Source organism: Paenibacillus sp. FSL H8-0548, assembly GCF_038630985.1.
In the GTDB taxonomy this organism is placed as follows: domain Bacteria; phylum Bacillota; class Bacilli; order Paenibacillales; family Paenibacillaceae; genus Pristimantibacillus.
Genome location: NZ_CP152049.1, coordinates 2147485 through 2160491 on the forward strand (window position 1 = coordinate 2147485; position 13007 = coordinate 2160491).

Sequence of the window (13007 nt, forward strand, 5' to 3'; positions counted from 1 at the left end):
CGGAGGGAGATGAACGCAGATGGATGATAGAATCATTTCCGCCAACCTAATGATGGATGACCAGGCGGTGGAGCTTAGCCTGCGTCCACGCTATCTGGCTGAATATATCGGACAAACAACAGCCAAGGAAAACTTAAAGATTTATATTGAAGCGGCTAAGCTGCGGAAGGAAGCACTTGACCATGTGCTCCTGTATGGACCTCCCGGACTTGGAAAAACGACACTTTCGAATATTATTGCCAATGAGCTTGGCGTCCATCTTCGGACGACATCGGGTCCTGCAATTGAGAGGCCGGGCGATCTTGCTGCTTTGCTCACGAATTTGCAGGAGGGCGATGTGCTCTTTATTGATGAAATACATCGTCTGCACCGGACGGTAGAAGAAGTTTTGTATCCAGCCATGGAGGACTTTGCGCTGGATATTATGATCGGTAAGGGCCCAAGCGCTCGTTCTGTCCGCTTGGATCTGCCGCCCTTCACGTTGATAGGCGCGACTACTCGTGCAGGTCTGTTGTCGGCTCCGCTGCGTGATCGATTCGGTGTCGTTAGTCGCTTGGAGTTTTATACCATCGACGAGCTTGCTTTTATCGTTGCTAGAACAGCAGAGATCCTCGACGTCACTATTGTAGGCGAGGCTGCGACAGAGATCGCTATGCGCTCGCGAGGGACACCTCGTATTGCCAATCGTTTGCTTAAGCGCGTAAGGGACTTCGCCCAAGTTCGCGGCGATGGGGTCATAACGCATGATATCGCTCGTTCGGCACTTGAGCTGCTTCAAGTCGACCCTATGGGACTGGACAATATCGATTTCAAAATGCTGCAAGCGATGATGACTACGTTTGCCGGCAGGCCTGTTGGTCTGGATACGATTGCGGCGACAATTGGTGAAGAGAGTCAAACCATTGAAGATGTATATGAGCCATACTTAATGCAAATTGGCTTTTTACAGCGAACACCGCGCGGACGAATCGCTACCGAGAACGCTTATCGGCATTTGGGTATTCCGATTCCGGGGAGGTAGTTCATGATGGATGCAGCGATGAAGGGATCAGCGGAGCGGCTCTATGTAATCTACGATGGACACTGCAATCTATGTTTAGCCTCGGTAGCTAGGCTGAAGGAGATGAATTCAAAGGCGGATTTGCAGTTTGTGCAAATTCAGCAATTGGAGGCAGTGGGGGAAGCGAAGCAGCTTGTACCGCATCTAGGTCCGCTTAAGTTTTCAGAGCTCTATGAGAAAATGCATGTGGCAGACGAGAGCGGACAGCTCTTTGCAGGTGCAGACGGCGTTGTCCGCGTCCTGAGAACGGTGAAAGGACTGCGCTGGCTAGCTGCTTTTTATCGAATACCTGGAATGAAGCCCACCGCTGATCGAATATATCGATATGTAGCGAATCGAAGATACGATTGGTTTGGCAAAGCGGATCAAAGCTGCTCATTGAATGGCTGCGAGTTGCCGCAAAGCAGAGGGGAGAATAACAAGCATGGCAATTAAAATTTCAATCAAGCGGTACATGATTCTAGCAACGGCAATTCTGCTGCTCGCTTCTGTGTGGACAGGCTCTCCATCACAGGCGGCTGTACCTAAGCTTGATAACATTAGAGTTGCTTTATTTATGCAATTGCCTGGGAAATATGAGGAGACTACTGCTGTAGCTACCTTCTCTTCAGCCACTGGCATGAGTATTGGAGAACGACAGCCTTCAGGCATCAATAATTGGTTTAACGTTGAAGGAGCTGCATCCGCACGTTTTGCATTGGACAGCTATAAGGTTAAACTATTTGAATCCTCTAATTTCACTACAGCAGCGGCTGTGTACAACAGGCTGAAAGCATTGAAGGGGACAGCATTTCTAACCTCGATCTCCAAGAGTGGAGCTATAATCTATCAGGTTACAGAAGGTACATATAAAACAGCAGCAGAAGCAACTGCCGCACAAACCAAGTGGAACGGCGACAGTGAGCTTACTAAGCTTATCGGCAGCTTCAAGGCCGTACTTCAAGGACCCCATTATTTGGAGACTGGCCCACTCCCCAGTAAGGATGCCGCAATCGCAGCAGCAAGCGGGTATGGAGCTATAGGGCTGGATGCTTATGTGGCGGTTCGATCTGGGCAAGGCGGAGCCGGCAGCTATTCGGTTATGGTAGGAGCGACAGCAACAGAAGCTGAGCTTCAGATTGTGAAGGCAGCAGCTGCCAAAGCAGGAGGCGGCAGCTTAATAGAAGCAAATGCACAAGCCGCTTATTTATTAATAAGAAACGATCATTCGGTAAGCGTGAAAGCTGAAAGCAGCTCAGAGCTTTATTTGTATGCTGGCGGCGATGCCAAAATAACGGTTTCCGCAGCAGGTGCTGAGCCGATCAAGCTAACAGAGCGAAGCAATCGCAGCTACCGCGGACTGTTTGAACTGAGTGCACTTAATGGACGTATGGCTGTTATTAACGAGCTTCCTTTTGAACAATATCTTTATTCTGTTGTTGGAATAGAGATGTACGCATCTTGGCCGGCAGAAGCTTTGAAGGCTCAAGCCGTTGCCGCACGCTCTTATGCGTTGAATAAAGGCTTCGGTTATCAAATTGCCCATGTTGTAGACACGACGTTAAGTCAAGCCTATTATGGGGTAGGCTCAGAGTATCCTTCGACAATAGCGGCTGTTGATGCAACTGCTGGAGAAGTCGCTTTATACAATGGGAAAGTAATCGAAGCGTTATTTTCGGCAAGTAGTGGAGGTATGACAGCTGACGCTGTGGAAATATGGAAAAATTCGATTCCGTACTTGCAGGCTGTGAAGAGCCCTGATATTTCTTCGGAGACTGGACTGCGCAGTTGGTACCGCGTAGTTCTTCCAAGCGGGGCAATTGGCTATATTCGTGAGGATTCCCTCGATGAGACGGGAGAAACGACAGCGGCTGGAAGTCGTATTATGCGAGTAAACGCGAATGGCACTAAGGTGCGCAAGCAACCGCAAATTCAAGATACAATCCCTATGATTGCGACAGCAGACAATGGCTTGCAGGTTGTTGTACTGGAGAAAACCATTGAATCCAATGCTATGACTTGGACAAGAGGACCCTATACAGCACAGGAAATGCTGAATGTTATTAACGCTAAAGCAAAGACGAAAATTACAGCGCCTCTGAAGTCGTTAGAGGTTAGTCAGCGCGGTGCTTCAGGCCGGGCTACGGAAATTTTGGCAAACGGACAACTAGTATCCGTAAGCGCACCAGATTCGTTTCGCGGCACGTTAGGTGTAGACGGCTCGCTGCCAAGCACCTTGTTCCAAATTGACGAGACAGCTAAGGTCACTGTACTTGGAGCTGGATCGGCAACGCGCTCCAAACCAGCAGACAGTTCTCCTATATACACCATTGGTGCGGGAGGCAAAGTATCTGAGGCTGCCAACACAAATCTGTTTATATTGGATGGAAATAACCAAGTACGAGCTGCAACGAAGGAGCCAACCTTCCGTTTTGTAGGCTCAGGAAATGGGCATGGTGTAGGTTTATCTCAATATGGAGCCTTGAGCCTAGCTCAGCAGGGGTATGACTATCAATATATTTTGAAATACTACTACAAAGATGTAATCATCGCTAAGGAATGATTGAAACGATATGAATGTAGAATGGTTTGATTTCGAATTGCCGGAGCGCTTAATTGCGCAAACACCGCTGCTGGACAGAACGGCTTCTAGACTGCTTGCACTTAATAAGCATTCAGGAGAGATCACACATAATAAATTTACGGATTTGGAGCAGTATGTTCAATCCGGAGATGTGCTTGTTTTAAATGATACGAGAGTCATCCCTGCAAGACTTACAGGTGTGAAAAGTGATACTGGAGCTAAGATCGAGCTGCTGCTTTTGAAACAGCTCGAGGGAGATCGCTGGGAAGCGCTTGGCAAGCCGGCTAAACGGTTAAAGACGGGAACTGAGCTATCATTTGGTGATGATGGAAACGGCAATCCGCTCCTGCGCGCAGTTATTGAGCAGGAGGGCGAGATGGGTGGACGGACCATCCGGTTTAAATATGAGGGGATTTTTCAGGAGCTGCTTGACCGCCTTGGAGAGATGCCTTTGCCTCCTTATATTAAGGAGAGGCTGGAAGAGCGAGAGCGGTACCAGACCGTCTATTCCAAGCATGCAGGCTCAGCAGCAGCACCGACAGCAGGCTTACATTTTACCGATGCTTTTCTGGAGAAGCTTGAAGCAAAGGGTGTAAAGCTTGCTTATGTTACGCTGCATGTAGGACTCGGCACATTCCGCCCCATGTCTGTAGAGCTGGTCGAGGAGCATGAAATGCATGCCGAGTATTACGAGCTGAATGAGCAAAATGCAACGATAATTAATGAAGCCAAACAGCGAGGCGCACGTATTATTGCTGTAGGTACGACTTCTTCACGAACGCTTGAGACGGTGGCCGATCGTTTTGAAGGTGGAGCAATTGAGGCTTGCAGCGGCTGGACATCGATTTTTATTTTTCCAGGCTATGAGTTTAAGCTTGTCAATGCACTGCTCACCAACTTTCATCTACCAAAATCTACACTGGTTATGCTGGTAAGCGCACTGGCTGGCCGTGATGCTGTTATGCGAGCTTATGAAGAAGCGATTACTCAGGATTATCGGTTTTTCAGCTTTGGCGATGCAATGTTTATTTACTAAATAGGAATAGGAAGCGTGAATTGTGGCTGTTAAATATGAATTAATTAAACAATGCAAGCAAACTGGAGCACGTCTTGGGCGTGTTCATACCCCGCACGGCGTTATTGAGACGCCTGCCTTTATGCCGGTTGGAACACAGGCGACCGTCAAAACGATGAGCCCAGAAGAGCTTAAAGCGATGGATGCCCATATTATTTTGAGTAATACGTATCATTTGTTTCTCAGACCAGGACATGAGACGGTAAGAAATGCAGGTGGACTGCATAAATTCATGAACTGGGATAGACCTATTTTGACTGATAGCGGCGGATTTCAAGTTTTCAGTCTAAGTGAAATGCGTAAAATTACAGAAGAAGGCGTTCACTTTCGCTCACATCTGAATGGAGACAAGAAGTTTCTTTCTCCTGAGGTTGCTATGGAAATTCAAAACGCTCTAGGTTCTGATATTATGATGGCATTTGATGAATGCCCGCCGTTTCCAGCAGAGCACGAATATGTGAAGAAGTCACTGGAGAGAACGACGCGTTGGGCAGAGCGCTGCCTAAAGGCGCATGCGAGACCTCACGATCAAGGGCTGTTTGCCATAGTTCAAGGTGGTATGTACAAGGATTTGCGCATTCAAAGTGCAAATGATTTGACTTCCATGGATTTCCCGGGTTATGCTATTGGTGGACTGAGTGTTGGCGAGCCTAAGCATTTAATGTATGATGTGCTCGACTATACCGTTCCCATTTTGCCGGCGAATAAACCACGTTATCTTATGGGTGTTGGCTCACCAGATGCTTTAATCGAAGGATCGATGCGTGGTATTGATATGTTCGATTGCGTTTTACCGACACGTATTGCACGTAATGGGACAACGATGACAAGCCAAGGCAGATTAGTTATTCGCAATGCTAAATATGCTGAAGATTTTGGTCCGTTGGATCCGGAATGCTCATGCTATACATGCAAGAACTATTCCCGAGCTTATATCCGGCATTTAATTAAAGCGGATGAAACCTTTGGTATGAGACTAACCACGTACCATAATTTGCATTTCTTACTACAACTCATGCGGGACGTTCGGCAAGCGATTATGGAGGACCGGCTGCTCGACTTCCGGAATTCATTTTTTACAAGCTACGGCCTGTTCGATAATGAGAAAGGGTTTTGAGAGGGGGGATTTCGATGTTGCAAGCAGCAGAAGCTGGATCAACTAATATTTTAAGTATGATTTGGCCGTTTGTACTTATGTTCGCGGTGTTTTATTTCTTACTTATTCGTCCGCAGCAGAAGAAACAAAAGCAACGTACTTCAATGCTTGGCCAATTGAAAAAAGGCGACAAAATTTCAACAGTTGGTGGATTGCATGGTACAGTCGTTGAGCTTAGTGATGACACTGTTGTACTTCGTGTAAACGATACAACAAAAATGACATTTGAGCGCAGCGCAATTAATAACATCATTAACTCTGCACCAGCAGTAGTTGATTTAGAGAAATAAACAAAAAGAAACGGCTGACATGCCTGCATGTCAGCCGTTTCTTTGTCTAGTCTGGTTATTATCTTCTCATGTTAACCCCGATCATTCCACCAAAAGCGCCAGCGAGAAGAGCAGCGCCAAGCAATACAGCACTATGCATTGAAATAGAAGCATCAGACGCGAGAAAGCTGATGATAATGACAATTACAGCGTACAATAATCCAAGCATCGCTCCGTTATACCAGCCTTTTTTCTCCGAACGGCGGCCTGTAGTAAAACCGCCGGCAAGCGAAGCACAGCCGTGAACAATCAGCGCAGTTGATGGCAAGCTGCTTTCCTTCATACCAGTAAAGTGTAAAAGAAGTGAGAGCAGCAAGGCGCCTGCCGCTAGCCAAATAATTGAAAAGATTACACCGGCAAGCAATGGTGAAGCGATTAAAGGCGGTTTAGGAGCTTGTTTAACGGAACTCATCAAAATCCCCCCAGCAAGGTACTTATTACTTATCCATATGGTCAAGCTAGGCTGATTAGTACAACTATAGGTGTAGAAGTATATTATTATTGAAGTTTGCTGTGCTATTGCCATATATTCGTGTAAGGCAGTTAAGTATGATGTCATTAGCGGTAGGTCAGAATAGCTGTACGGACAAACGAGTCTGACATCAGCTCGTATGATAAAGTCGAGGAGGCGGTTTCCTTTGGAATTTTGGAGCCTGTTGATCCGGACAGTGGTTATTTATTTTGTCGTGTTTCTGATCATGCGCTTTATGGGGAAACGAGAAATCGGAAAGTTATCTGTGTTTGATCTCGTGATATCGGTTATGATCGCTGAAATTGCGGTCATTGTCATTGAGGATATGGAACGATCGATGTGGAGTGGAATTTTGCCAATGATCATTTTACTGCTTATTCAGGTGGGCAGCGCTTTTATGACGATGAAAAGCAGAAGACTGAGACTGTTGTTTGATGGCAAACCCAGCGTAATCATTGACAAAGGAAAGCTGAATAGCGACGTTATGCGCAAGCAGCGCTACAATCTGGATGATTTAATGCTCCAATTAAGGGAAAATAAAATAAGTGCTGTGTCCGATGTTGAGTTTGCCATTCTTGAGACAAGCGGAAAGCTTTCTGTCATACCGAAAGAAGGCTCTGTTACCGCTGACGACATACTGGATAAAGGACAAGACAGTGAAGAATCAAAGAACCATAAAAATTTGAAAACGTACAATCAAACCAAAGTTATTCCTCCAAAATACCGATTTGAAATTTTGCCTGTTCCGTTGATTATGGATGGGAAGGTGCAGGATGAAAATTTAGCGAAGCTGGAGAAGACGAGATTTTGGCTTAAAAATGTGCTTCAGGAAAAAGGAGTCACCGATTTCAAGGACGTTTTCTTTTGCACGATTGACCATAAAGGAAAGCTGTTTGTTGATATATTTTCCAAAAAACCACGATAAAGAAAGGGAGCTGGTTCTCCTTTCTTTACCGTGGTTTTATTATTCTATATAAGCTGAACTTAGAAAATGAAGTTATAGCGAAGTAAGAAGAACGTTCGGGAGAACCTTCTATGTCTTAAACCAACCACCTAGAAACGGAATACGCTGAATATCATGGCGGTCAATGATCTTCATCACAACCATCAGCATCAAATAAACGAGTGTGCTTGCTGCGGAAGCAATGATTAGATTAAGCCATTCTGCAGAAATTAGCTGCTGGTTCATCGTAAATTGTGCTGATGCTCCCATAATGACCATCGCTGCCCCGACTTTTATGAAATCCGCGAGCTTCATATGAAAGCCAATAAAACGAAGCACGCTGATTCCATGCAGAATTGTAACGAGCACAATATTTACGTTGATTGCAATTAAAGCGCCATAGATGCCAAAATCCGGATTGGATGCGAGCTGTACAATTAGAAACAGCTTGACGATCGCACCGATTAACGTATTAATTAACGCAGTACCAGGCTTATTTAGCGCTTGCAGCGCAGCTTGAAGTGGTGCCTGCAAATAGATGAAAATACCGACAGGAGCAATAAGCTTCAGCATGGGCGCAATGTCGGCGTGTGCATATAGTATCCGGCAAATGGGCTCAGCGAAGAGTGACATCACTACAACAAAGGGAGCACCGGAGACAAGAGCGAGTCTCAAGGATTGATGCAGCCGTTTGTGAATTAAGGCATGATCACCGCGAGCAGCTGCTTCTGACAAAGAGGGAACTAACGACACGGCAAGGGAATAGGTTAGTGCGGTTGGCAAAAGCAGAAGCGGTATAATCATGCCCTGCAATGCGCCATATTGCGCGGTTGCAATACCGGTAGCGATACCGGCTGCTGCCAAGCTGCGAGCAGTAAGAATCGATTCTAATAAGTACGAGAAGGAGCCAACCATTCGACTGCCGGTTACAGGTATAGATAAGCTAAGCAATCTCCGCAGTACAGGAACATGATTGGAGGCAGATGGAGCTTTCTCGATGGAGGGATGATTTTTATCTGACCGCTTGTCTTTGTAATATTTCCACAGAAGTACAGCTAACCCGCCAATCTCTCCAATGACCGCGCCGAGCATAGCTCCCGCAGCAGCCCATTCCAATCCATAAGGAAGCAAGAGATAAGCAAACGAAAGCGATGCTATAATACGCAGCACAGTTTCTACAATTTGGGAGACTGCTGTTGGAATCATATTTTGTTTTCCTTGGAAATATCCGCGATAAACGGATGAAATACCAATAATAACAAGCATCGGCGTCATGACAATGAAGGTTTGATAAACACGAGCATCGGGTAAAATATGCGTGGTTATCCATTTTGCTCCAAGCAGCATGACTGCGGTCATAACGATGCCAAGAACAGTGACAAGCCCCATAGCTGTTCGGAAAATGTACTTTACGCGAGCACTATCCCCCTGTGATTCGGCCTCGGCAATCCACTTGGCAACCGCAAGCGGAATGCCGCCTGTAATGATCGTTAGCATAACAGTCAAAAACGGATAGCTGAGCTGATAAATGCCGACACCCTCTGCACCAATAATGCGTGGAAGCGCAATTCGCGGTGCGAAGCCAAGCAGCCTGTTAATGATACCGGCGGCAAGCAGGATCATTGCTCCTTTTATAAAGGTTTGCTTCGTCATAATAAAATACCCTCTTCTCTTTCGTAGAATAGCGATTACCATCCTGCCAAGGCTATAAGACGAAGCAATAAGACAGGCTGATACTATCATGTTTATGCGCAGCATGTCCGATTACATGTCAGTCATTTTCTGGATAGCATTTAGAATAGGAAGGAATATGAGGTTCGCATAGCGAATAGTTGAGATAGGCGTAGGAATAAGGTAGTAGGAGGCGCAGCATGGCAGACGAAGAGCTAGTTAAAGTGATCGAGGAGCTATGCAACAGCAAGGCCGAGGAATTTCAGCTCATTGGCTATGAGCATGTGTCAGGCGAAGAGGTATGGGAATGCGTGAGTGAGAAATACAAAAAAACAGGGCAGCCTGAGCTGCATGAATTAGTAAACGATATTTTGTCTCTTAAGGTTATGAAGTTTATGAATTTCATGACCATAAGCGCATATAAAGGAACCCAATTCTAATTAGAAGGGTTCTTTTTTTCGTATTTTCAAAGAAACTAATTTGGATTAGAACTGTTTTTTTTTGACTCGATTTTATCACGTCTGTATAATAGGAATATTGAGATCATAAGGGGGATTTAGACGTATGTTCGGGAAGAGAATAATTGCCTTCCTTGCGATCGTAGTCATTATGTTTGGCGTAATCGCTTGGACAAGCCCATCGCTAGTAAAAGACGTAAGGCTAGGCCTGGATTTAAAAGGCGGATTTGAGGTTTTGTACGAAGCGTCCCCGCTGGAAGGCGGAGAGGCGGTTACACCGCAATCACTGAAGGAAACAGCAAGAAGCTTGGAGAAACGGATTGATGAGCTCGGTATTGTGGAACCTGAAATTACTACGGAGGGCTCGAATAGAATTCGTTTGAGATTAGCAGGAGTAGCTGATGAGCATGAAGTAAGAGAAATTCTCGCTAAACCGATTAATTTGACCTTCCGCGGCCCCGATGGCACCATCGAGCTTGATGGCGGTGATTTTAAGCCTAACGGTGCAGGGATCGGCTATGATAATTTAAGCAAGCCTTTTGTTACAATTGAACTTAAAAATGCTGCTAAGTTTGAGGAAATTACGACGCGTCTAACGGGCCAATATTTGGCGATTTATCTTGATGATAAAGAGCTTTCCAAACCGTCGGTTAACTTTCCGATTACCGGAGGATCTGCGCAAATTTCAGGTAATTACACGGTAGATGAAGCGAAAGAGCTGGCAGATATGATCAATCTAGGCGCTTTGCCGCTCAAGCTTACAGAGAAGTATACTCAAAGCGTTGGAGCCAAGCTGGGTCTTGCATCTTTGCAGGAAACAGTTGAGGCGGGCATCATTGGAACGGTTATTATTTTAATAGGTCTCGTTGCGTTGTTCCGAATTCCAGGCGTTGTAGCTGGTATTACCGTAATTACGTACACTTGGCTTCTCATCCTTGTATTTAATTTAATGAATGCGACTCTCACGCTTCCAGGTATCGCGGCGTTTGTACTCGGGATCGGGATGGCAGTCGATGCCAATATCATTATGTATGAGCGGATTAAAGAGGAGATTCGCAGCGGCAAGAGCTTGCTGTCCTCTCTGAAGTCAGGCTCGAAAAACTCTTTCCGTACGATTATGGATGCGAATATTACAAATATTATTGCGAGTGCGGTATTGTACTATATCGGAAATGGCGCTATCCGCGGCTTTGCGCTTACGATGATTTTCAGTATTTTGGTCAGTATGCTTACAAACATTTTCTTATCTAGATTTTTAATTATGCTCTTGATCAAAAGTAATCTATTCACAAAACCAAGCTACTATGGCGTGAAGGAGGCAGAAATCCGTGAACTTTAATACAAAAATTCGTTATGATTTTATTGCTAACCGGAACAAGTTCTTTCTGTTCTCAATCTCGTTAACGATAATAGGAATATTGTCCTTGCTTATCTTCAGCCTTAATTTCGGTGTTGATTTTAAAGCAGGTACGAACATGGATATATTAGTTGGCAAGGCCGTTACACAGCAGGATGCGAAAGAGATTATTGTGCAGGCTGGAATTGAAGGCATTACACCTACGGTAGGCGGCGTTGATAACGAGCGGGTTTCTGCCCGTTTTGACGAGGTGCTTGAACAGTCTAAAATCGTTGAAATTCAAGAAGGCTTTAAAGCTAAATTTGGAGATCAGGTATCTTCCGAGGTGAATGTAGTTTCTCCAGATATGGCGCAGGAGCTTGGCATAAAAACCATTTGGGCAGTTCTAATTGCGAGTGTTGCCATTATGTTTTATGTGATGATTCGTTTTGAATGGCGCTTTGCGCTCGCGGCGAATATTGCGATTTTGTATGATGCGTTTGTTGTTGTAGCGTTATTCTCTATTTTCCGTTTGGAAGTAGACCTCCCGTTTATCGCAGCAATATTGACGACCATCGGTTATTCAATCAACGATAAAATCGTTATTTTTGACCGGATTCGCGAAAATCTACGTTTCGGTCAATTCAAAAACCGTGATCAGCTAGCGGATATGGTCAATGCGAGTATTTGGCAAACGATGGCTCGGAATATCTATACGGTATTAGCTGTGCTGATCGTTGCGATCTGCTTGTTCATTTTCGGAAGCGAATCGATCAAGCTGTTCGCGCTTGCGAAAATTATCGGTCTAACAAGCGGAGCATACTCCTCGATTTGTATCGCTAGCCCGCTTTGGCTGCTTCTTAAAGGAAGACAGAAGCCAAAAGCTGTTGTTAAAACTACGGCTTAGATAGGTTTATGAAGTAGGTTTTGCATTCGCAAAACCTAAGCACATGCTTACGAAGTAGGTTTTGCATTCGCAAAACCTTTTAGGAGGTTAACATGTCAACCACACAGCGATATGCAAAAGCAGAGTCTGCCATTTGGGTCGGCTTATGGGGAAACATGCTGCTGGCACTATTCAAAGGCGTAGTAGGTTGGTTGTCAGGAAGTAAAGCGCTGCTTGCAGATGCATTTCGAACGGCTGCTGAGGCAGCAGCCGGGATCGCTGCTCTCTCAGGCTTGAAGGCAGGCTACCAGCGCAACAAGACAAAATCAATTACAGCAGCGGATGCCGAGAGTACGAGAGGCAGGGCGGCGAGAAGAATTATGTTGTCTGTTGTTCTCCTCATCATTGGACTAGAAATCGGACTATCCGCTATTCGAGAAATAACGAGTGGCGTGCTAAGTGCACCTCATTGGAGCGCTGCTGCAGTTATTGCTCTTTCTTTGATCGTTCAGCAGCTGTTTTTTCCTGCCAAGGAGCAGTTGTTTGGTTTATATTGCTCGATAGCTGCCCTAATTGGAGCAAGCGGAGCCATTATCGGAGGCATGCTGTCTATTCCAGAGCTCTATTATTTTGACCCAGCAGCAGCCATGGTCATTGCACTCATCGTTGTTTATCAAGGCTATCGCATGGCTAGAGTGGATAATGAGAAAGAGAGCAAGGATAATGCTGCTAAAGAAAATCCCGATGAGCTGATGCAGCTTGTTCAGCGAGTTGAAGGCGTTATTACTGTACAATCACTGCGTACTAAAGAGCATGGACATTATGTCCTCGCAGAAATCGTAATTAGCGTTAATCCGCGTATTTCTGTTCTTGAGGGTCAGGAGATTGCGAAGCGGGTAAAGCAGCTTCTATTGAAGCGTTGTATACATGTAACGGATGTATCAATTTTTGTTGAGCCTTATGATCCTGGTTATCCGTACAAGTCCAATCATGATCCGAATCAGGAGCAGATGCCGACACTGCTGCAATAAGCTCTGCAAACAGCAGGAGAGGAGAGT

Annotated in this window: 13 protein-coding genes; 11 read left to right on the forward strand and 2 right to left on the reverse strand. The window is 45.5% G+C overall.

Annotated elements, in window-relative coordinates:
* Positions 1-19: 19 nt before the first annotated feature.
* From ruvB to yajC, 6 genes are read left to right on the forward strand one after another with little or no spacing between them, the layout of a single operon-like run.
* Positions 20-1021, forward strand: coding sequence for a Holliday junction branch migration DNA helicase RuvB (gene ruvB, locus MHI37_RS09075; protein ID WP_076337382.1), 1002 nt, complete (start codon positions 20-22; stop codon positions 1019-1021).
* 3 nt (positions 1022-1024) lie between these two features.
* The gene (locus tag MHI37_RS09080; protein ID WP_083676307.1) at positions 1025-1495 is read left to right on the forward strand and encodes a DUF393 domain-containing protein; all 471 of its coding nucleotides are present in this window, start codon (positions 1025-1027) and stop codon (positions 1493-1495) included.
* Positions 1485-3602, forward strand: a complete 2118-nt coding sequence (locus MHI37_RS09085) for a SpoIID/LytB domain-containing protein (RefSeq protein ID WP_076337384.1) — start codon at positions 1485-1487, stop codon at positions 3600-3602. Before MHI37_RS09080 ends, MHI37_RS09085 begins: the two co-directional genes overlap by 11 nt.
* Positions 3603-3612: 10 nt before the next feature.
* Positions 3613-4659 (forward strand): tRNA preQ1(34) S-adenosylmethionine ribosyltransferase-isomerase QueA, encoded by a 1047-nt coding sequence (gene queA, locus MHI37_RS09090; protein ID WP_076337385.1) that lies wholly within the window; start codon positions 3613-3615, stop codon positions 4657-4659.
* A gap of 19 nt (positions 4660-4678) precedes the next feature.
* Positions 4679-5815 (forward strand): tRNA guanosine(34) transglycosylase Tgt, encoded by a 1137-nt coding sequence (tgt, locus tag MHI37_RS09095; protein ID WP_076337386.1) that lies wholly within the window; start codon positions 4679-4681, stop codon positions 5813-5815.
* A gap of 14 nt (positions 5816-5829) precedes the next feature.
* A complete protein-coding gene (gene yajC / locus MHI37_RS09100) occupies positions 5830-6144 on the forward strand; it encodes a preprotein translocase subunit YajC (RefSeq protein ID WP_076337387.1) in 315 nt (104 codons plus the stop codon).
* A gap of 58 nt (positions 6145-6202) precedes the next feature.
* On the opposite strand, the gene MHI37_RS09105 is transcribed toward yajC, so the two are convergent.
* Positions 6203-6595: a TIGR04086 family membrane protein gene (locus MHI37_RS09105; protein WP_076337388.1), complete on the reverse strand. Its 393-nt coding sequence runs from the start codon at positions 6593-6595 to the stop codon at positions 6203-6205.
* A 226-nt stretch (positions 6596-6821) separates the two neighbouring features.
* Here MHI37_RS09105 and MHI37_RS09110 point away from each other — a divergent pair, with 226 nt between their 5' ends.
* Positions 6822-7580 carry a DUF421 domain-containing protein gene (locus MHI37_RS09110; RefSeq protein ID WP_083676308.1) on the forward strand — a complete coding sequence of 253 codons (759 nt, stop codon included), beginning with the start codon at positions 6822-6824 and terminating at the stop codon, positions 7578-7580.
* Positions 7581-7688: 108 nt separating this feature from the next.
* On the opposite strand, the gene spoVB is transcribed toward MHI37_RS09110, so the two are convergent.
* Entirely contained in the window at positions 7689-9251 is a 1563-nt protein-coding gene (gene spoVB / locus MHI37_RS09115; protein WP_076337390.1) for a stage V sporulation protein B, read from the reverse strand.
* A 218-nt stretch (positions 9252-9469) separates the two neighbouring features.
* Here spoVB and MHI37_RS09120 point away from each other — a divergent pair, with 218 nt between their 5' ends.
* The 4 genes from MHI37_RS09120 (at position 9470) to MHI37_RS09135 (ending at position 12980) form a co-directional block, all read left to right on the forward strand.
* Entirely contained in the window at positions 9470-9709 is a 240-nt protein-coding gene (locus MHI37_RS09120; RefSeq protein ID WP_076337391.1) for a post-transcriptional regulator, read from the forward strand.
* A 124-nt stretch (positions 9710-9833) separates the two neighbouring features.
* The gene (gene secD / locus MHI37_RS09125) at positions 9834-11066 is read left to right on the forward strand and encodes a protein translocase subunit SecD (RefSeq protein WP_076337392.1); all 1233 of its coding nucleotides are present in this window, start codon (positions 9834-9836) and stop codon (positions 11064-11066) included.
* Complete coding sequence (gene secF / locus MHI37_RS09130; protein ID WP_076337393.1) at positions 11056-11970, forward strand: protein translocase subunit SecF; 915 nt, start codon at positions 11056-11058, stop codon at positions 11968-11970. Before secD ends, secF begins: the two co-directional genes overlap by 11 nt.
* Before the next feature lie 92 nt (positions 11971-12062).
* A complete protein-coding gene (locus MHI37_RS09135; RefSeq protein WP_076337394.1) occupies positions 12063-12980 on the forward strand; it encodes a cation diffusion facilitator family transporter in 918 nt (305 codons plus the stop codon).
* The last annotated feature ends 27 nt before the right edge of the window (positions 12981-13007 follow it).

What these genes read in the sequence shown, in the direction of transcription:
- MHI37_RS09120 (WP_076337391.1), top strand. Translation starts at nt 9,470, where the DNA reads ATGGCAGACGAAGAGCTAGTTAAAGTGATCGAGGAGCTATGCAACAGC.
- MHI37_RS09105 (WP_076337388.1), bottom strand. Translation starts at nt 6,595, where the DNA reads ATGAGTTCCGTTAAACAAGCTCCTAAACCGCCTTTAATCGCTTCACCA.
- MHI37_RS09080 (WP_083676307.1), top strand. Translation starts at nt 1,025, where the DNA reads ATGATGGATGCAGCGATGAAGGGATCAGCGGAGCGGCTCTATGTAATC.
- spoVB (WP_076337390.1), bottom strand. Translation starts at nt 9,251, where the DNA reads ATGACGAAGCAAACCTTTATAAAAGGAGCAATGATCCTGCTTGCCGCC.
- MHI37_RS09135 (WP_076337394.1), top strand. Translation starts at nt 12,063, where the DNA reads ATGTCAACCACACAGCGATATGCAAAAGCAGAGTCTGCCATTTGGGTC.
- secD (WP_076337392.1), top strand. Translation starts at nt 9,834, where the DNA reads ATGTTCGGGAAGAGAATAATTGCCTTCCTTGCGATCGTAGTCATTATG.
- yajC (WP_076337387.1), top strand. Translation starts at nt 5,830, where the DNA reads ATGTTGCAAGCAGCAGAAGCTGGATCAACTAATATTTTAAGTATGATT.
- ruvB (WP_076337382.1), top strand. Translation starts at nt 20, where the DNA reads ATGGATGATAGAATCATTTCCGCCAACCTAATGATGGATGACCAGGCG.
- MHI37_RS09085 (WP_076337384.1), top strand. Translation starts at nt 1,485, where the DNA reads ATGGCAATTAAAATTTCAATCAAGCGGTACATGATTCTAGCAACGGCA.
- queA (WP_076337385.1), top strand. Translation starts at nt 3,613, where the DNA reads ATGAATGTAGAATGGTTTGATTTCGAATTGCCGGAGCGCTTAATTGCG.